We start from the raw sequence: 18,472 nt of genomic DNA, 5'->3' as shown, positions 1-18,472 counted from the left end.
CACCGGCCGTCCCCGGCAGTCGCGGGTGACAATGCTGGGGTACCGTCCGAAGGACAGTCTTTTTAAACAGCAGCATTTACCTACGGGCAGGAGGGACGGGGCGACTACCGCCCCGTATGGATGGACGTGAAGCGATACTTCCGTGGGCCGGTCATGTGGATCGTGCTGGCCGTCCTCGCCGTGGTCGTGTTGATGCAGGTTGTCGGCTCGTCCGGCGGCTACAAGACGGTGGACACTGCCGAGGTCGTCCAGACGATCGACAAGAACCAGGTCAAGCAGGCCAAGCTGACGACCGGTGACGAACAGGTCATCAAGGTCGAGCTGAAGAACGGCCAGAAGGTCAAGGACAGCAGCAAGATCCAGGCGAGCTACATCGGCGACCAGGGCGTCGCGCTCGCCAACAAGCTGCAGTCGAAGTTCGACAGCGGGGACATCGAGAAGGGCTACACGGTCTCCCCCACCAAGCAGAACGCCTTCGTCGGGATTCTGCTCTCCCTGCTCCCCTTCGTCCTCATCGTGGTCGTCTTCCTGTTCCTGATGAACCAGATGCAGGGCGGCGGCTCCCGGGTCATGCAGTTCGGGAAGTCCAAGGCCAAGCTCATCACCAAGGACACCCCGAAGACGACGTTCGCCGACGTGGCGGGGTCCGACGAGGCGGTCGAGGAACTCCACGAGATCAAGGAGTTCCTCCAGGAGCCGGCGAAGTTCCAGGCCGTCGGTGCCAAGATCCCCAAGGGTGTCCTGCTGTACGGCCCGCCCGGTACGGGCAAGACGCTGCTCGCGCGTGCTGTCGCGGGCGAGGCCGGCGTCCCGTTCTACTCGATCTCCGGTTCCGACTTCGTCGAGATGTTCGTCGGTGTCGGTGCCTCGCGTGTGCGTGACCTCTTCGAGCAGGCCAAGGCGAACGCCCCGGCGATCGTCTTCGTCGACGAGATCGACGCCGTCGGCCGGCACCGCGGTGCCGGCATGGGCGGCGGTCACGACGAGCGCGAGCAGACTCTCAACCAGCTGCTCGTCGAGATGGACGGCTTCGACGTGAAGGGCGGCGTCATCCTGATCGCCGCCACGAACCGGCCCGACATCCTCGACCCGGCGCTGCTGCGCCCGGGCCGCTTCGACCGGCAGATCGCGGTCGACCGCCCGGACCTCCAGGGTCGTCTCGAGATCCTCAAGGTGCACGCGAAGGGCAAGCCGGTCACGCCGGAGGTCGACCTGCGGGCCGTCGCCCGTCGTACGCCCGGCTTCACCGGCGCCGACCTGGCGAACGTGCTGAACGAGGCCGCGCTGCTGACCGCCCGCAGTGACAAGAAGCTGGTCGACAACCACTCCTTGGACGAGGCGATCGACCGCGTCGTGGCCGGACCGCAGAAGCGGACCCGGATCATGAGCGAGAAGGAGAAGAAGATCACCGCGTACCACGAGGGCGGACACGCCCTGGTCGCGGCGGCGTCTCCGAACAGCGACCCGGTGCACAAGGTCACCATCCTCTCCCGCGGGCGCGCCCTCGGTTACACGATGGTGCTCCCGGACGAGGACAAGTACTCGACCACGCGCAACGAGATGCTGGACCAGCTCGCCTACATGATGGGTGGCCGTGCGGCCGAGGAACTGGTGTTCCACGACCCGACCACGGGCGCTTCGAACGACATCGAGAAGGCCACCGCCACGGCCCGCGCGATGGTCACGCAGTACGGCATGACCGAGCGTCTCGGCGCGATCAAGTTCGGCCAGGACGGCTCCGAGCCGTTCCTCGGCCGTGACATGGGTCACCAGCGCGACTACTCGGAAGAGGTCGCCGCGCTGGTCGACGAAGAGGTCAAGAAGCTCATCGAGACCGCGCACAACGAGGCGTGGGAGATCCTCGTCGAGAACCGCGACGTTCTCGACAACCTGGTTCTGGCCCTCCTGGAGAAGGAGACGCTGAACAAGGAGGAGATCGCCGAGATCTTCAGCCCGATCGTGAAGCGTCCGGCCCGCCCCGCGTGGACCGGTTCTTCCCGCCGTACGCCGTCCACGCGGCCGCCGGTGCTCTCCCCGAAGGAGCTCTCCCTCACCAACGGCGCCATTGCCAACGGTGTGACTCCCGCGGTGACGGCCGGCTCCACGGACGCCCAGGCCACCGAGGCGATTCCCGAGGAGCGCCCCGAGAGCTGATCGCTCCGGAGCCCCCGCGGGGCCCGGAATGAACGCCGCGTCCCCCAGGTTTTAGCCTGGGGGACGCGGCGTTTTCGTACGCCGGAACGTTTGCGTCATGTGAAAGCACAGGAACGAGGCACAGATGACCGACCCGGTGACGTTGGACGGCGAAGGCTCGATCGGCGAGTTCGACGAGAAGCGGGCCGAGAACGCCGTACGCGAGCTCCTCATCGCGGTCGGGGAGGACCCGGACAGGGAGGGGCTGCTGGCCACTCCGGGGCGCGTGGCGCGGGCGTACAGGGAGATATTCGCCGGCCTGTGGCAGAAGCCCGAGGACGTACTGACGACGACGTTCGACCTGGGTCACGACGAGATGATCCTGGTCAAGGACATCGAGGTGTTCAGTACGTGCGAACACCACCTGGTCCCGTTCCGCGGGGTCGCCCACGTCGGGTACATCCCGGCGACCAGTGGCAAGATCACCGGCCTGTCGAAGCTGGCGCGGCTGGTCGACGTCTTCGCCCGCCGCCCGCAGGTGCAGGAGCGGCTCACCACGCAGGTCGCCGACTCCCTGATGGAGATCCTGGAGCCGCGCGGCGTGATCGTGGTCATCGAGTGCGAGCACATGTGCATGTCGATGCGCGGTATCCGCAAGCCCGGCGCGAAGACCATCACCTCCGCGGTGCGCGGGCAGCTCAGGGACGCGGCGACGCGCAACGAGGCGATGAGCCTGATCATGGCTCGTTGATGTCCGGCCAACTTCCTCTGGCGGAAGCGGGGTTGCGCAAGCATCGGGCGCATGGCTGAGAATCTGCTGCCCGTACGCCGCCTGGGCGGCCTGGACGTGTCCGCGCTCGGTTTCGGCGCGATGTCCTCTCGCCCGGGGTCTACGGAGAGATCGACGACGAGCGCGGCGAGCGGGCGATGCTCGCCGCGCTCGACGCGGGCGCCACCTTCGTCGACACCTCCGACGGTTACGGCCAGGACGACCACAACGAACGGCTCGTCGGCAAGGCCCTGCGCGGCAGGCGCGACGAGGTCGTCATCGCGACCCAGTTCGGCTTCCGGCTCCCGGAGGGCGTCGAGGCGCACCCCTTCCCGGTCGGCTTCGCCTTCGGCGAGCTGGCGGTCAATGCCGATCCCCAGCACGTACGCGGTTACGCCGGGGCCAGCCTGCGCGAGCTCGGCACCGACCGCATCGACCTGTACTACCCGCACTTCCCGGACCCGCAGGTGCCGCCGGCCGACACCGTGGGCGCTGTGGCCGACCTGATCAGTGCCGGCCCGGTGCGCCACCTGGGGCTCTCGAACGTGACGGCCGGACAGCCGCGCGCCGCGCACGCGGTGCACCCGGTGGCGGCCGTGCAGACCGAGTGGTCGATGTGGCGGCCCGTGGACCCGGAGCTGCTGGCCGCCGCCCGTGAGCTGGGTGTGGGCCTCGTCGCCTGGTCACCGCTGGGTGCCGGTTTCCTCACCGGCACGGTCGGCGAGGTGAAGGAGGGCGGCTTCCGGCGGCAGATGCCGCGTTTCGACGCCGCCAACCAGCAGGCGAACAAGGACCGGTTCGCGCCGGTGCGGGCCGTCGCCGAGGAGCTCTCGATCACCCCGGCGCAGCTGGCGCTGGCCCGGCTGCTGCACCAGGACGAGCACGTCGTGCCGATCTCCGGCAGTCGTACGCCCGCCCGCATCCGGGAGAACCTGGCAGCCGCGCGGGTGGAACTGCCCGCCGGCGTACTGGGGCGGCTGGACGCGATCCTCGCGCAGACCCGCGTCGAGGGCGGCACGCTGCTGTAGGGCGCCCGCGAGAGGCCCGGAGGGCGCGCTCCCCGCGCCGCCTCCGGCCCGGAAGGACTCAGGCCGCGGGGGCGGTGCCCTGGTCCTCGTCGTCGGGGAGCTTGCAGACCCGCTCCAGGAAGAACGCCGCCGCGACGACGCCCGCGCCCGCCAGGACGGACAGGCCCGCGTACATGGCCTGGTCCCGGCGGGCGGGGACGTCGAGGCTGTTCATCAGCAGGAAGAGGCCCACGCCGCCGTACATCCCGCAGACCAGGGACGTGACGAGCGCGCTCGCCTGGCCGAACACCACCGCGCGGGCCGCCATCAGCGGCTCCACGCCCTTCGCGCCCGGGCGGCGCTCACGCTGGGCGCGCAGCCGGGAACGGATCGAGAGCGCGGTCGCCAGGAGCACGACGGCGATCACGGCCAGCACGACGGGCGCCGCGAGCGGCACGCTCGGCAGTGTGCCGACGGTGTCCCAGAGGCGGGCGCCGCCCCAGGACAGGACTCCTGCCGCGGCGAAGAGACCGGCCAGTACCCCGAGCCGAAGTTGCTTCACCGAGAGCGCCCCTCACATGCGGTCACGATCATCCAGTCATGATCATCAGGTCACGGCCACTGCCGGACCGTCAGCGGTCCGTCAGCCTAACGACTACTCGGGCAGACGGAGTTCCAGGTCGGGGCGGGGGAGTACGCCGCCCGCGCCGACGCCGTCGAGCAGCTCCACGACGGGGCCGCGGCCGGGCAGCTGGGCCTCGGGGTCCACGTCGCGCCACGGGGCGAGCACGAAGGCCCGCTCGTGGGCGCGGGGGTGGGGAAGGGTGAGGGCCGGGTCCTCGGAGACCACGTCGGCGTACGCCACGATGTCCACGTCGATCGTGCGCGGACCCCAGCGCTCCTCCCTGACCCGGTCGAAGGCTTCCTCGATGGCCTGCCCGCGCTCCAGCAGGGAGGACGGCGGCAGGGTGGTCTTGATGACGACGACCGCGTTGAAGTACGACGGCTGGGAGCCGGGGTCGACGCCCCAGGGCTCCGTCTCGTACACCGGGGAGACGGCCTTGACCCGCAGGCCCGGGGTGTCCTCCAGTGCGTCGATCGCGCCCTGGAGGGTCTCCAGGCGGTTGCCCAGGTTCGAGCCGAGGGAGATCACGGCCCGTTTCGGGTTGGACAGCGTGATGTCCGCGGCGTCCACCTGCTCCACCACGGAGGCGGGTACCGGCTGCACGGTGGGGTCACTCGGTGTGCGGTTCATACTCGGCTCCGGGTGATGGTGATGGTCACGTCGTCGAAGGGGACCGTGATCGGGGCGTCCGGCTTGTGGACGCAGACCTCGACCTCCTCCACGCCGTCGTGCTTGAGGCACTGCTGGGCGATCCGCTCGGCGAGCGTCTCGATCAGGTCGACCGGTTCGCCCTGGACGACTTCCACGACCTCCTCCGCCACGACGCCGTAGTGCACGGTCTTCGCCAGGTCGTCGTCGGCCGCCGCGGGGCGGGTGTCGAGACCGAGAACCAGGTCGACGATGAAGGTCTGGCCTTCCTCGCGCTCCCGGGGGAACACGCCGTGGTGCCCACGGGCCTTGAGGCCGCGCAGCGCGACACGATCCACGCGAATCACTCCTGCTGTCGTAGAGAACGAGGGCACATGCCGAGTGCGGTCGGCATACCACCCTCGCCCGAATCTACCTGCGGGTACTGACACCGGGCGCCCACGGGGGCTATGGACAGAAGCGCGTCCGGCTGGTAGCCGCCCCTACCCAGGGAGCCCGGACGCCAACCTTCCACAGGCCCCTACCCACTCAGGCGGGTGTCTCGTCGTCCTCTCCGTCATCGGTTTCGGCCAGAACGGGAGACCCGTGGTGCGACCACAGCTTCCAGCCCTCCCGGGTGCGCCGGAACACGTTGGTGGCCACGATCAGCTGGCCGACCAGCGGGCCCAGCTCGCCGGACTCCTCGGCCGGGCCGCCGCTGAGAGTGTTCTCGGTGCAGGTCACCACCGCGGTGTCGGCGAGCACCGTCACCTTCACGTCCGTGAGGAAGAACTGGATGTACTCCGTGTTGGCCATGATCAGGGCGTACGAGCGGAGCACCTCGCCGCGTCCCGTCAGCACCGGCCAGCCCGGGTGGACGCAGGAGACCTCGTCCTCGAGCCAGAGCGTCGACAGCTCCTCGAAGTCACCGCGCTCCACGGCCTCGTAGAACGCGGTGTTGGCCAGTTCGACCTGCTCGGCGTCCGTGGGCGCGGGGCTCACCGGGCTCCCTCTACGGCCCTGGCGACCCGTACGGCGTCGGCGGTCGCCCGTACCTCGTGGACGCGCACCGCCCAGGCGCCCTCGTGGGCGGCGATGGCGGAGACGGCGGCGGTGGCCGCGTCCCGTTCGCGGGCGGGCGGCGGTGCGGCTCCCTCGCCGGCCTCGGCCGCCAGTACACGGCCGAGAAACCGCTTGCGGGAGGCGGCGACCAGGAGGGGGTGGCCCAGGGCGCGCAGGTCGGCGAGGTGGGCGACCAGGGCCAGGTCGTGTTCGGCCTGCTTGGCGAAGCCCAGGCCCGGGTCGACGACGATGCGCTCGGGGGTGATGCCGCCCGCGATCACGGCCTCCACGCGCGCGCGCAGCTCGGAGACGACCTCGCCGACCACGTCTGCGTAGACCGCACGGCTGTTCATCTGCTCGCTGAAGCCGCGCCAGTGCATGACGACGAAGGGCGCTCCGGCCGCCGCGACCGCCGGGATCATGGCGGGGTCGGCCAGACCGCCGCTGACGTCGTTGACCAGGACCGCGCCCGCCGCGACCGCCTGTTCGGCGACGGCGGCGCGCATGGTGTCCACGGAGACGGTGACGCCCTCGGAGGCGAGGCCGCGCACCACGGGGATCACCCGCTTCAGCTCTTCGTCCGCGTCGACGCGGGAGGCGCCGGGGCGGGTCGACTCGCCGCCGACGTCGATCAGGTCGGCGCCCTCGGCGACGAGGGTCAGGCCGCGCTTGACCGCGGCGGTCGTGTCGAACCAGCGGCCGCCGTCGGAGAAGGAGTCGGGCGTCACATTGACGACCCCCATCACCGCACAGCGGTCCCACTCCGGCAGACCGTCGACCCGGCCACGCGTGCGCAACGTACTCATGCGTCCAGCGTAGGCGTCAGGCAGTGGTGCCCGGACCGCGCGAACCGCAGAAGACGCGCCCGAGGAGGTCGTGGAGGATGGCGCGGCCGGAGTCGTCGAGGGCGCCGAGGGCGGCGCGGGTGGTGTGCATGCGGGCCCGGATGGCGTCGATGGTCTCCTCGCCCGCGGGGGTGAGGACGACGTTCTTGACGCGCCGGTCGGTGGGGCTGACCTCGCGGCGTACGAGATCGCGCTTCTCCAGCCGGTCGATGATCCCGGTGATGTTGGAGGCGTCGCAGGCCAGGGTGGTGGCGAGGGCGCGCATCGAGGCGGGGGCCGCGCGCAGCACACCGAGGGTCTTGGCCTGGCTGGCGGTGAGGCCCGCTTCGGCGGCGGCCAGGGAGAAGTCGCCGTAGTAGCCGCTGAAGGCCTCGGCGAGCCGTTCCATGAGCTGGGCCTCGGTGGGGATCGTCCGGATTGTCTCTGCCATGGGGGCAGCCTACCGCGCGAAACTTGATGATCTAAAGCATTGATGTCTGCCGTTCGCCCGTGGAACTGCGTGGGCGGTCGCGATCACGCGGTCCCCGCCGCCGGGCCCCCGATGCGGCCGAGCGCCATGGGGAAACCGCGCCCGGTGTCCGTGCCGCGCCGGTCGGCGGCGGCCCGCCCGGTGCGCTCCAGCTTGCCGTCGCCGTCGCCGACGTCACGGACGCGGCGCGCACGGGTTTCGTAACCGCTCCGGTCGATGCGCTTGGCCCTCTGGCGTACGGTGCGCACGGCACGCCCGGCCAGGGAGAAATCCGGCACGTGCACCACCGCTTCGTCCCCGGGCTCCAGTGCGGCGAGCCCGCTCTCGCGGGTCCACACCTCACCGCCGGCCTCGCTGCAGCCCGTCACGGCGGGGGTCCAGGAGTGGGTCCTGGCCTCGTCCAGGAAGCGTTCGATGGCTCCCGGCCAGGCCTCCACGTCGCCGATCGGGTCGCCGCCGGCGAGCATCACGCCGGAGACGACGCGGTAGGTGACGGCGGCCTTGCCGCTGGGGGAGAAGACGACGGCCTTGTCGTGGCGCAGCGCGAAGCGGCCCAGGGGGTCGCGGCCGCCGTGCCGGGCCAGCAGGGCGCGCAGCCGCTGCTCCTCGTCGGCGGTGAGACGGGCCGCCGGGGGCTCGGGCCGCAGGGCCAGGTAGAGGGTGGTGACGGCGGTGAGCAGGCCCAGGGCGCCGAGCGAGTGGCCGACGGTCGAGGAGGCGCCGCCCGTGTAACCGACGGGGCCCTCGAAGCCGAAGAGCCCGTACAGGACGTGTTCCAGCCGCTCCGCCACGCTCGGGTCGCCGATCACCTGCGCCGGGTGCGAGCTGACGACGGCCAGGCCGGTGACGAGCGAACCGGCGCCCAGGAGAAAGAAGTTGGCGAGCGCCTTCCAGCGGCTGCGCGGATCGGGCAGGGCCGCGAACTGGCCGCGATGGCGCCCCAGGAGCACCAGCAGCACCACCGGGAGCAGTACGCCGATGACCGAGTGCCGGTACGTGAACTGCGCCGCCGCCCCGGCGGGCAGCAGGACCACGGCGGCCCGCCAGGCACGGCGTTTGCGGCGCCTGAGGCCGTGTGCGAGAAGCAGCAGCAGTACGCCCGCGCTGATCGCGAGGGCGGCCGCGAACGGACCGAGCGCCCCGGGCACCACCTCCGCGACGGCGTGTGTCCTGCTGTGCCGAAAGCGCGGGAAGACGCCGGCGGCGATGTCGAGGACCCCCAGGGCCGCGCAGGCCGTACCGGCCAGGGGAGGCACCCGCTCGGGACGCGGGCCCCGCAGGATCCGCCGTACCCCCCGGACGCCCCGTATCCGTCGTGTCCGGTCCGGAACCGCCCCTGAGTTGTCCGCGTCCAGGCTGATAGACATCGCTTCCCGTGGCTCTGCGAGAGATCTTCTGCCCGTGCCGAAGCATTCGGACAATCTGCGCCCTCTAGGACGGAGCATCCGGGGGCCGGGTTCACTCGCGCGCGGAAAATCTCAGCCGGAAAGCCGGTGGACGGGCCGGTGGACGGGCCGGTGGGCGGCCGGTGAACGAGCCGGTGGACGGGCCGGCGGTTCAGCCTCGGCCGACGGACTCCACCTCCACCGCCGTACGGGGAACGGCCTGCGCGTCCGCGTCGATGGAACGGCGCAGCGCCTCGTGGAGACGGGCCGGTGTGAGGACGCCGAGGAAGCGTCCCGCGCCCTCCTCGTCGATGACCGCGATCCACCCCGCGTCGTGCTGGAGCATCGTGGAGAAGGCCTGCTTGAGGGAGGCGCCGACGGGCAGCCACGCCTCCATGCGGCGGGCGTGTTCGCGTACGGTCCCGGTGGCCGTCCGCGCCTGTTCCGCGGAGATCCAGCCGTGCAGATCGTCGGCGCTGTCGAGGACGACGGCCCACCGGGCCCCCTCGGAGCCCAGCTTGGCGGCAGCCTTCCCGACCGGGTCGTCGAGATGGACGACCGGCGGCTGCTCCAGGTCGCCCGGCTCGATGGGCGTGACGGAGAGGCGCTTGAGGCCGCGGTCCGCGCCGACGAAGTCCGCGACGTACGGGGTGGCGGGCGCCCCGAGGACGGCGGCCGGGGCGTCGAACTGCTCGATCGTGCCCTGTCCGTAGACGGCGATGCGGTCGCCGAGCCGGACGGCCTCCTCGATGTCGTGGGTGACGAAGAGGACGGTCTTGCGCACCTGGGACTGGAGCCGCAGGAACTCGTTCTGGAGGCGCTCGCGGACCACCGGGTCGACCGCGCCGAAGGGCTCGTCCATCAGGAGTACGGGCGGATCGGCCGCCAGGGCCCTGGCCACGCCGACGCGTTGGCGCTGGCCGCCGGAGAGCTGGTCGGGGTAGCGGTGGCCGTGGACGGACGGGTCGAGGCCGACCAGGTCGAGGAGTTCGGCGGCGCGCTCACGGGCCTTGGCGCGTTTGACACCGAGGAGGTGGGGCACGGTCGCGGTGTTGTCCAGAACCGTCTTGTGGGGGAAGAGGCCGACCTGCTGGATCACATAGCCGATGCGGCGGCGCAGCCGTACCGGGTCGATGGTGGAGATGTCGTCCCCGTCGAGGAATATCCGGCCGCCGGTCGGCTCTGTCAGCCGGTTCACCATCTTCATGGTGGTGGTCTTGCCGCAGCCGGAAGGCCCGACGAGTGTGACCAGTTCACCCTCGGCGACCTCGAAGGAGAGGTCGTCGACGGCGGTGGTGCCGTCGGCGTACCGCTTGGTGACGTGCTCGAATCGGATCATGAGTCCCCCTTGTGGCCGGTCCGGTGTCGGGACCATGGTGCGGGAACACGGCGGATTCCGGTGGCTGTCAGTGGCCGGGGATAGGGTCGTCGGACATGAGTTCGGGATCTCGGGGGGAGGTGGGGCGGCATGAGCGGCCAAAGCTGCCTGACGTCGAACGACTGGATCTGCGGGGAGTACGTCCGCTCCCGGGGCCAGGAGTTGACCGACGCGACCGTCCAGCATGTGTGGATCACCCTGGTCTCCGTGCTGATCGGCCTGCTGATCGCCTTTCCGCTGGCCCTGCTCGCGCGTGACCGGGACGGACGCCGGTCCCGGTTCGCGGGACCGGTCCTCGGCCTCACGACCGTGCTCTACACGGTCCCTTCGCTGGCGATGTTCTCACTGCTGCTGCCGGTGTTCGGGCTTTCGGCGGCCGTGGTGGTCACGGGGCTGGTCCTCTATTCGTTGACCGTTCTCGTGCGCAACATCCTGGCCGGGCTCGAAGCGGTGCCGGCGGAGGCGCGGGAGGCCGCGCTGGGCATGGGGTACGGACGCGGGCGGCTGCTGTGGGAGGTCGAGCTGCCGCTGGCGCTCCCGGCGCTGCTCGCCGGGGTGCGGATCGCGACCGTTTCGACGGTCGCCCTGACGACGGTCGGCGCGATCGTGGGGTACGGCGGACTGGGGACGCTGATCGTGGACGGCCTCGACTCCCTCTTCAAGGCGCAGGTGCTCACCGCTTCGGTGATCTGTGTGCTGCTGGCGGTGGCGGCCGACCTGCTGCTGCTCGGGCTGCAAAGACTGCTGACGCCGTGGACCCGGCCGTGTGCACCGCGCATACGTACCGCCCGCACCGCCCCTGTCCCCGCCTCTGCCGCCAAGGCCGGCTGAGCCGTGGGAGCGATCGGGGAAGCCTTCGCCTGGCTGGCGTCCGGCGCCAACTGGCAGGGCGAGAGCGGTATCTGGAACCGGCTCACCGAGCATCTGTACTTCAGCGGTGTGTGCCTGCTGCTGTCCTGCCTGATCGCGCTGCCGGTGGCGCTCCGGCTCGGACACGTGGGCCGGGGCGGCGCGCTCGCCGTCAACCTCTCCAACGCGGGGCGGGCGGTCCCCACCCTCGCGGTGCTGGTCCTGCTGACGCTCACCCCTCTGGGCAGACAGGGGGACCTGCCGACGATCATCGCGCTGGTGCTGTTCGCCGTACCGCCGTTGCTGACCAACGCGTACATCGGCATGCGGGAGGTGGACCGGGCGGTGGTGGAGGCCGCGCGCGGGATGGGCATGTCGGGGTGGCAGCTGTTCGTACGGGTCGAGCTGCCCCTCGCGTACCCGCTGGTCATGACCGGGCTCAGGTCGGCGGCCGTCCAGGTGGTCGCCACGGCCACGCTCGCCGCGATGGCGGGCGAGGGCGGCCTCGGCCGGATCATCACGGCCGGCTTCAACACGTACGACACGCCGCAGGTGGTGGCGGGCGCACTGCTCGTCGCCGTCCTCGCGCTCCTGGTCGAGGGAGTGCTGGTGGCGGCGGACCGGCTGCTCGACCCGATGCGGCGGCGCGGCGCGGACCGGCCGGCCGCCTGACGGACTCCCCGGATTGTTTCCCCTGTTTCTCCTCTATTTCTCCTCTTGGATGGTGAACGTCATGAGCAGGACCTCGCGCACAGCGGGTGCGGTAGTGGCCGTGATCGCGTTGGCCGGCGGGCTGGCGGCATGCGGCGGTGAGAGCCTGGAGAAGGGCAGGGACGGTGGTGCGGCCGAGACCGGCGAGGCCGGCAAGAAGGGGTCGCTGGTGGTGGGTTCGGCCGGATTCACCGAGTCGAAGGTGCTGGCCGAGCTGTACGCGCAGCTCCTCTCCGACGCCGGATACGGCACCTCCGTCAAGACCGTGGAGAACCGCGAACTGTACGCACCCGCCCTGGAGAGGGGCGAGATCGACGTCGTACCGGAATACGCCGCTACGCTTGCCGAATTCCTCAACGCGAAGGCGAACGGCCCCGAGGCGCCGGAGAAGAATCCGGTCGCGTCCAGCGATGTGACCGCCACCTTCGAAGCACTGGAGAAGCTCGCGGAGCCACGCGGACTGAAGGTGCTGCCGGCCGGCGGGGCCGTCGACCAGAACGCCTTCGCGGTGAGCAAGGAATACGCCGAGAAGAACAACCTCGAGACGCTTTCCGATCTTGGTAAGTCCAAGCTGAAGGTGAAGATCGCGGCGGGCGACGAATGCGAGATCCGGCCCTTCTGCGCACCGGGCCTGAAGAAGGAGTACGGGATCGACGTCACCGGCGTCGATCCCAAGGGCGTAGGCACTCCCCAGTCCAAGCAGGCCGTCAAGGACGGCGCCGATCAGCTGGTGCTGACCACGACCACCGACGCGACGCTGGAGAGCTTCGGGCTCGTACTCCTGGAAGACGACAAGAAGCTCCAGAACGCCGACAACGTACTGCCGGTGGTCAATGCGAAGGACGCCGGAACGCAGGAGATAGCCGATGCTCTCGGCAAGCTCACCAAGGTGCTGACGACCGGTGATCTGGTCGAGCTGAACCGCAAGATCGACTCCGATCGGGCGAAGCCCGCCGACGCGGCGAAGGAGTATCTGGAGTCCAAGGGCCTGATCAAGAAGTAGATCACGCAAGGAATTGGGTAACCGCCCGGGAACAGATTGCCGGGCGGGTCCCCATCTCCTGCGTACGCACGGTAAATTTCAGGCCATGCCACGTGGACGCCACCGCCATTCGCCACCCCTGCACAGGATCCTTCCGCCTTCGGCGGTCGCCGGCGCGTCGATGCTCTGCGCCGCCGGCGCCTGGTTGTTCGCGGAACCGGTGGTGCTGCGCGGCCTGGTCGCCGCGGCCGCGGCCGCGGCGGTCACCGGCGCGGTTCTCATGCGTGGCTGGGACCGTTCGGCGGGTCGGCGGGTGGCCGAGCTGACACGGGCCCGCGTCAGCGACGAGTGGAAGACCGAGGAGCGGATAGCGGACCTCGAGTCGGACCTGGAGGAGTCGCGCGAGCTGCGCGCCAGGCTCGACGCGAAACTGCGCAGCAAGCGGGCCGAACTGGCCGCCCTGCGCGGCGAGCACGCCGCGCTGCTGCGGCGCTACGCGACCGCGGAGACCGAGCGGGCCAGCGCACTGGAGGGCCGGCGGCTGCTGGCGATCGAGGTGTCGGCCCCGCGAAGGCGCTGCCCGCGGTGGGCAGTTCGCCGACGCCGTCCGCGTACCTGCGGGCTTCCATGGCGCTGGACAAGCTCGCGCGCGACGCGGCGGACCAGGGGGCCCGGAGGACGCGCGAAGCGCGGAGCCGTGACGTGCGGGGCACCGCCGGCCAGGGGCGCGAGACCCAGGGACGCGGGGTGGCGGAGCCGGAGGGGAAGCACGAGGCGGCCGCCGGTACCGACGCCGTGTCCCTTCCGGACCGCGCGCGCCCGTCGTCCGCCATCGTCTCGCGCCGCGCCGCGGCGGCCTCCGCGGACATGCCGTACGCCGCCCAGCGCCGCCGCGCCTCGCGCGTGCAGGGCGGCTTCGACTTCTTCGGCACCCAGAGGTCGGCCGAGGCGGCGATCGAAGCCGTCCAGGACGAGGACCTCGCGGACGTGGTCGGCCAGGAGGCCCTGGCGGATGCGCGCCGGGACTCGGCGGCCCCGGTGGTGGGCCAGGTCATCGACCTGACGGCCCATGACGAGACGGAACGGTTCGACGTGGTGGAGCTGCGCAGCGCGATCTCGTGAACGGGGCCGCCGCCCGGCGGCCGACGCGTCCTGCGTGCCTCATGTGCCCTCTGTGTCCTATGCGGACGCGTGGCCGCCGCCCGCGCGGATCAGCCCCGACTCGTACGCCAGGACCACGACCTGGACACGGTCGCGCAGGTTGAGCTTGGCCAGGATGCGGCCGACATGGGTCTTGACGGTGGCCTCCGACAGCACCAGCCGGGCCGCGATCTCGCCGTTCGACAGCCCCTGGGCCACGAGCAGCATCACCTCGCGCTCACGGTCGGTCAGCCGGGCCAGCGCGGTGTCGGCCGCCTTCGTCTCCTTGCCCGTGCCCGGCAGCATCGGCGAGAAGCGGTCCAGCAGGCGCCGCGTGGTCGACGGCGCGACGACCGCGTCCCCGCTGTGCACCGAGCGGATGGCGGCCAGCAGTTCGGCCGGCGGCACGTCCTTCAGCATGAAGCCGCTGGCCCCCGCCTTCAGCCCGGAGAACGCGTACTCGTCCAGGTCGAAGGTGGTCAGGATGAGGACCTTCGGTGCCCCGGGGTCCGTACAGATGCGCCGCGTCGCCTCGACCCCGTCCAGCTTCGGCATCCGTACGTCCATCAGAACGACGTCCACCGCCGTGGCGCGCAGCACCTCGATCGCCTCCGCCCCGTCACCGGCCTCGGCGACGACCTCCATGTCCGGCTGGGCGGCGAGGACCATCCGGAAGCCGGTGCGCAGCAGCACCTGGTCGTCTACGAGCATCACGCGGATGGACATGGGGTGGGGTGCCTTTCGTCGGCGCGGGCGGGGGAACGGGCAGGGGGAAGGGGACGGGCGAGGGGCTCAGTGGGCCGGCTTGAGCGGGAGCAGCGCGCTGATCCGGAAGCCGCCGCCCGGCCGCGGCCCCGCGTCGAGCGTGCCGCCGACCATACCGACGCGCTCGCGCATGCCGATGAGGCCGTGGCCCTGCCCGTCCGCGCCGCCGTCCTCGTACAGGTCGTGCGTCGCGCCCCGCCCGTCGTCCTCGACGAGCAGGCCCAGTCCGTCGTCGAAGTAGACGAGCCGTACGCTCGCGCCCACGTCCGGACCGCCGTGCTTGCGCGCGTTGGTGAGGGCCTCCTGCACGATGCGGTACGCCGTGAGCTCCACCCCGCTCGGCAGCGGCCGCGGCGTGCCCTCGACCTTGAAGTCGACCGTCAGCCCGGCCGTCCGTACCTGCTCCACGAGGTCCTCGATCTGCTCGACGTCGGGCTGCGGCACGTACTCGCCGCCCTCCTGCGGCTCGCCGGTCCGCAGGACGCCCAGCAGCCGTCGCATCTCGGCGAGCGCCTGGCGCCCGGTCGTCGAGATGGTCTCCAGCGCCTGCCTGGCCTGTGCGGGCGAGGCGTCCAGGACGTACGCCGCGCCGTCCGCCTGGACCACCATCACGGAGACGTTGTGCGCGACGACGTCGTGCAGTTCGCGGGCGATACGGGCCCGCTCGGCGGCGACCGCCACCTTCGACTGCGCCTCGCGCTCCTTCTCCAGGCGCGTGGCGCGCTTCTCCAGCTCGGCGAAGTACGCGCGCCGGGTCCGCAGCGAGTCGCCGAGCACCCACGCCAGCGCGAACGGCAGGGCCATGACGATCACGAAGAAGACCGACGCGAGGACCGGGCCGCTGTCCGGCGGGGGCCAGCGCAGTTGCGCCAGGGGAGCCGCGGCCAGGCCGCCGGCGAGCGCGGCCCGTGAGGCCCAGCGGGGCCCGTCGCTCGCGGCGACGGTGTAGACGATGACGAGCATGGCCCAGTCGGCCGGGTTGACCTCCACGTCGAACACGAGCTGGGCGACGCCCATCAGGAGGGCCAGCAGCAGCATCTTCTCCGGTGCGCGGCGGCGCAGGGCCACCACGAGGGAGAGCAGCGTGACGATCGGGACGGCCGCGATGCGCGGCTCGGTGCCCATGGACGCCTGGACGGCCCACAGCAGGGAGAACCCGAAGAGCATCACAGCCCAGAAGCTGTCGACACTCGTCGGGTGCCTGCGGATGAAATCGTAGAGGCGTTGCACGTAACCCAGCGTAGGGAAAACGAATAGGTGCAGGGTCAACCGGAGGAGCGATCCGGTGGGCCGAAGCCTACTCCCCAAGGTGGAGACTTGGTGTCGTGACGGATGAGTGGCATGGGTGGCGGGAGGCGGCGGAGCAGGCGCTGTACGGCCCCGGGGGCTTCTACGTGGCCCCCGGAGGACCGGGTCCCTCGGGGCACTTCCGTACCTCGGTGCACGCGTCCGCGCTGTTCGCGGGAGCGGTCGCCCGGCTGCTCGGGGACGTCGACGCGTCGCTCGGCCACCCGCGGGAGCTCGCGCTGGTCGATGTCGCGGCGGGCCGGGGCGAGCTGGTGACGGCGGTACTCGCGGCGCTGGCGCCGGAGCTTTCGGTACGAGTGAGGGCGTACGCCGTGGAACGCGCGCACCGCCCGGCCGGCCTGGACGACCGCGTCGAGTGGCTCGCCGAGCCGCCGTCGGGCGTGGCCGGGCTGCTGTTCGCGAACGAGTGGCTGGACAACGTCCCGGTGGAGGTGGCCGAGACGGACGCGGCGGGTGCCGCGCGGTACGTGCTCGTACGCCGGGACGGCGAGGAGCGCCTCGGCGACCCGGTGACCGGGGCGGACGCCGAGTGGCTCGCGCGCTGGTGGCCGTGGCCGCACGGCGGCGGGCCCGGACTGCGGGCGGAGATCGGCCGCCCGCGCGACACGGCGTGGGCGGCGGCGGTCGCGACGCTCGACGCGGGCCTGGCGGTCGCCGTCGACTACGCCCACACGCGCGCGGCGCGGCCGCCCTTCGGCACGCTGACGGGTTTCCGGGCGGGCCGGGAGGTACGCCCGGTCCCGGACGGCACGTGCGACCTCACGTCCCACGTCGCACTGGACGCGTGCGCGCTGCCGGGCGCGGAGCTGCTGTCGCAGCGGGAGGCGCTGCACCGCCTGGGCGTGACGGCGGGCCGCCCCCCGCTGGCCCTGGCGTCCACGGACCCGGCGGCGTACGTACGAGCGCTGGCGGGGGCGGGCGAGGCGGCGGAGCTCACGGCCCGGGGCGGCCTGGGCGACTTCACCTGGCTGACCCAGCCGCTCCCGCCGGCCGGGTGAGAGGCCGGCCACCGCTCCCGTGTCGCATGCCACGGTGGCGGGAGGGGGCGTACCCGGGGGCTCCCCGCAGGGTGCCGAACGCAGCCACCCCGAAGAAGTCCCCGTGCCCGGACGTTCGGTACCCGAGGAGACGCCCCGGCACGCCCCCGACCCCACACGCCCCCGACCCCGCACGACTCCGCACCCGCTCCCGCACCCCACGCGCCCCCGCCCGCCGGCCCGTCCACCCGCCCCGTCCCCGCCCCGCCCCGCCGGGGGATACTGTCCGCATGACGGAGACCACGGTCGGCATCGGCGGCGCGGCGGAGAGCACCGACATGGTGCTCAACATCGGCCCCCAGCATCCCTCCACGCACGGCGTCCTCCGCCTCAAACTCGTGCTCGACGGCGAGCGCATCCAGCACGCCGAGCCGGTCATCGGCTACATGCACCGGGGTGCGGAGAAGCTCTTCGAGGCCCGCGACTACCGCCAGATCGTGATGCTCGCGAACCGTCACGACTGGCTGTCCGCCTTCTCCAACGAGCTGGGCGTCGTCATGGCCGTCGAGCGCATGCTCGGCATGGAGGTCCCGGAGCGCGCCGTGTGGACCCGCACGCTCCTCGCCGAGCTGAACCGGGTGCTCAACCACCTGATGTTCCTCGGGTCGTACCCTCTCGAACTCGGCGGAATCACCCCCGTCTTCTACGCCTTCCGCGAGCGCGAAGAGCTCCAGGCCGTCATGGAGGAGGTCTCCGGCGGCCGCATCCACTACATGTTCAACCGGGTCGGCGGCCTCAAGGAGGACCTGCCCGCGGGCTGGCTCGGCCGGGCCCGCGAGGCCGTCGCGGACGTCCGGTCCCGGATGGAGGTGTACGACAGCCTCGTCCTCGGCAACGAGATCTTCCGCGGCCGTACGCGCGACGTCGGCGTGCTGTCGCCCGAGGCCGTGCACGCGTACGGGGTGAGCGGCCCCATCGCCCGTGCCTCCGGCGTCGACTTCGACCTCCGGCGCGACGAGCCGTACCTCGCCTACGGCGAACTCCAGGACACCCTCGAGGTCGCCACCCGGACCGAGGGCGACTGCCTCGCCCGCTTCGAGGTCCTCCTCGACCAGACGCACAACGCCCTGGACCTGGCGGACGCCTGCCTGGACCGCATGGCCGACCTCGCGCCCGGCCCGATCAACCAGCGGCTGCCGAAGGTGCTGAAGGCCCCGGAGGGCCACACCTACGCCTGGACCGAGAACCCGCTCGGCATCAACGGCTACTACCTCGTCTCGAAGGGCGAGAAGACGCCGTACCGCCTGAAGCTGCGCTCGGCGTCGTTCAACAACATCCAGGCCCTGACGGAGCTGCTCCCGGGAACGCTCGTCGCCGACATGGTGGCGATCCTCGGGTCGCTCTTCTTCGTCGTCGGCGACATCGACAAATGACCGGGGC

17 protein-coding genes and 2 pseudogenes are annotated in these 18,472 nt (G+C 71.4%); 9 read left to right on the top strand and 10 right to left on the bottom strand.

From position 1 onward, the window contains the following. Window positions 1–120: 120 nt before the first annotated feature. The 3 genes from ftsH (at window position 121) to BN1555_RS14345 (ending at window position 3,930) form a co-directional block, all read left to right on the top strand. Window positions 121–2,154, top strand: coding sequence for an ATP-dependent zinc metalloprotease FtsH (gene ftsH / locus BN1555_RS14355; protein WP_093799748.1), 2,034 nt, complete (start codon window positions 121–123; stop codon window positions 2,152–2,154). Between the two features lie 124 nt (window positions 2,155–2,278). After that, window positions 2,279–2,884: a GTP cyclohydrolase I FolE gene (gene folE / locus BN1555_RS14350; RefSeq protein ID WP_093799747.1), complete on the top strand. Its 606-nt coding sequence runs from the start codon at window positions 2,279–2,281 to the stop codon at window positions 2,882–2,884. Window positions 2,885–3,060: 176 nt separating this feature from the next. Then, the gene (locus tag BN1555_RS14345; protein ID WP_255306034.1) at window positions 3,061–3,930 is read left to right on the top strand and encodes an aldo/keto reductase; all 870 of its coding nucleotides are present in this window, start codon (window positions 3,061–3,063) and stop codon (window positions 3,928–3,930) included. Between the two features lie 58 nt (window positions 3,931–3,988). Here BN1555_RS14345 and BN1555_RS14340 read toward each other — a convergent pair whose 3' ends face one another. The 8 genes and pseudogenes from BN1555_RS14340 to BN1555_RS14305 all read right to left on the bottom strand — a co-directional run bounded on the left by BN1555_RS14340 (window position 3,989) and on the right by BN1555_RS14305 (window position 10,261). Next, entirely contained in the window at window positions 3,989–4,471 is a 483-nt protein-coding gene (locus BN1555_RS14340) for a DUF3180 domain-containing protein (protein WP_093799746.1), read from the bottom strand. Window positions 4,472–4,564: 93 nt separating this feature from the next. Then, the gene (gene folK, locus BN1555_RS14335) at window positions 4,565–5,164 is read right to left on the bottom strand and encodes a 2-amino-4-hydroxy-6-hydroxymethyldihydropteridine diphosphokinase (protein WP_093799745.1); all 600 of its coding nucleotides are present in this window, start codon (window positions 5,162–5,164) and stop codon (window positions 4,565–4,567) included. Beyond that, window positions 5,161–5,520 (bottom strand): dihydroneopterin aldolase, encoded by a 360-nt coding sequence (folB, locus tag BN1555_RS14330; protein ID WP_093799744.1) that lies wholly within the window; start codon window positions 5,518–5,520, stop codon window positions 5,161–5,163. Before folB ends, folK begins: the two co-directional genes overlap by 4 nt. 190 nt (window positions 5,521–5,710) lie before the next feature. Beyond that, window positions 5,711–6,163, bottom strand: coding sequence for a nuclear transport factor 2 family protein (locus BN1555_RS14325; protein WP_093799743.1), 453 nt, complete (start codon window positions 6,161–6,163; stop codon window positions 5,711–5,713). Continuing rightward, window positions 6,160–7,029 carry a dihydropteroate synthase gene (folP, locus tag BN1555_RS14320; RefSeq protein ID WP_093799742.1) on the bottom strand — a complete coding sequence of 290 codons (870 nt, stop codon included), beginning with the start codon at window positions 7,027–7,029 and terminating at the stop codon, window positions 6,160–6,162. The genes BN1555_RS14325 and folP overlap by 4 nt, the downstream gene beginning before the upstream one ends. Before the next feature lie 16 nt (window positions 7,030–7,045). Continuing rightward, window positions 7,046–7,498 (bottom strand): MarR family winged helix-turn-helix transcriptional regulator, encoded by a 453-nt coding sequence (locus BN1555_RS14315; RefSeq protein WP_255306033.1) that lies wholly within the window; start codon window positions 7,496–7,498, stop codon window positions 7,046–7,048. Window positions 7,499–7,590: 92 nt separating this feature from the next. Further along, window positions 7,591–8,904: pseudogene (locus tag BN1555_RS14310) on the bottom strand (phosphatidylglycerol lysyltransferase domain-containing protein); the annotation flags it as partial. Between the two features lie 190 nt (window positions 8,905–9,094). Beyond that, complete coding sequence (locus BN1555_RS14305) at window positions 9,095–10,261, bottom strand: ABC transporter ATP-binding protein (protein WP_093799740.1); 1,167 nt, start codon at window positions 10,259–10,261, stop codon at window positions 9,095–9,097. Between the two features lie 129 nt (window positions 10,262–10,390). Here BN1555_RS14305 and BN1555_RS14300 point away from each other — a divergent pair, with 129 nt between their 5' ends. From BN1555_RS14300 to BN1555_RS14285, 4 genes and pseudogenes are all read left to right on the top strand, one after another. Continuing rightward, a complete protein-coding gene (locus BN1555_RS14300; RefSeq protein WP_093799739.1) occupies window positions 10,391–11,131 on the top strand; it encodes an ABC transporter permease in 741 nt (246 codons plus the stop codon). A 3-nt stretch (window positions 11,132–11,134) separates the two neighbouring features. Beyond that, window positions 11,135–11,821, top strand: coding sequence for an ABC transporter permease (locus BN1555_RS14295; protein WP_093799738.1), 687 nt, complete (start codon window positions 11,135–11,137; stop codon window positions 11,819–11,821). A gap of 61 nt (window positions 11,822–11,882) precedes the next feature. Then, entirely contained in the window at window positions 11,883–12,863 is a 981-nt protein-coding gene (locus BN1555_RS14290; protein WP_093799737.1) for an ABC transporter substrate-binding protein, read from the top strand. A gap of 85 nt (window positions 12,864–12,948) precedes the next feature. Then, window positions 12,949–13,964, top strand: a pseudogene (locus BN1555_RS14285) (hypothetical protein). A 57-nt stretch (window positions 13,965–14,021) separates the two neighbouring features. Here BN1555_RS14285 and BN1555_RS14280 read toward each other — a convergent pair. Next, complete coding sequence (locus BN1555_RS14280; protein WP_093799736.1) at window positions 14,022–14,708, bottom strand: response regulator transcription factor; 687 nt, start codon at window positions 14,706–14,708, stop codon at window positions 14,022–14,024. Between the two features lie 66 nt (window positions 14,709–14,774). Beyond that, window positions 14,775–15,977, bottom strand: a complete 1,203-nt coding sequence (locus BN1555_RS14275; protein WP_093799735.1) for a sensor histidine kinase — start codon at window positions 15,975–15,977, stop codon at window positions 14,775–14,777. Window positions 15,978–16,072: 95 nt separating this feature from the next. Here BN1555_RS14275 and BN1555_RS14270 point away from each other — a divergent pair, with 95 nt between their 5' ends. Both BN1555_RS14270 and BN1555_RS14265 read left to right on the top strand, forming a co-directional pair. Beyond that, a complete protein-coding gene (locus tag BN1555_RS14270; RefSeq protein ID WP_255306032.1) occupies window positions 16,073–17,053 on the top strand; it encodes an SAM-dependent methyltransferase in 981 nt (326 codons plus the stop codon). 269 nt (window positions 17,054–17,322) lie between these two features. Next, entirely contained in the window at window positions 17,323–18,465 is a 1,143-nt protein-coding gene (locus tag BN1555_RS14265) for an NADH-quinone oxidoreductase subunit D (RefSeq protein ID WP_093799733.1), read from the top strand. Window positions 18,466–18,472: the final 7 nt, after the last annotated feature.

This window comes from Streptomyces sp. Wb2n-11, from assembly GCF_001049855.1.
Taxonomy (GTDB): domain Bacteria; phylum Actinomycetota; class Actinomycetes; order Streptomycetales; family Streptomycetaceae; genus Streptomyces; species Streptomyces altiplanensis.
Note: the sequence above shows the minus strand (reverse complement) of the source record. Positions and strands in the feature narration are given on the sequence as shown.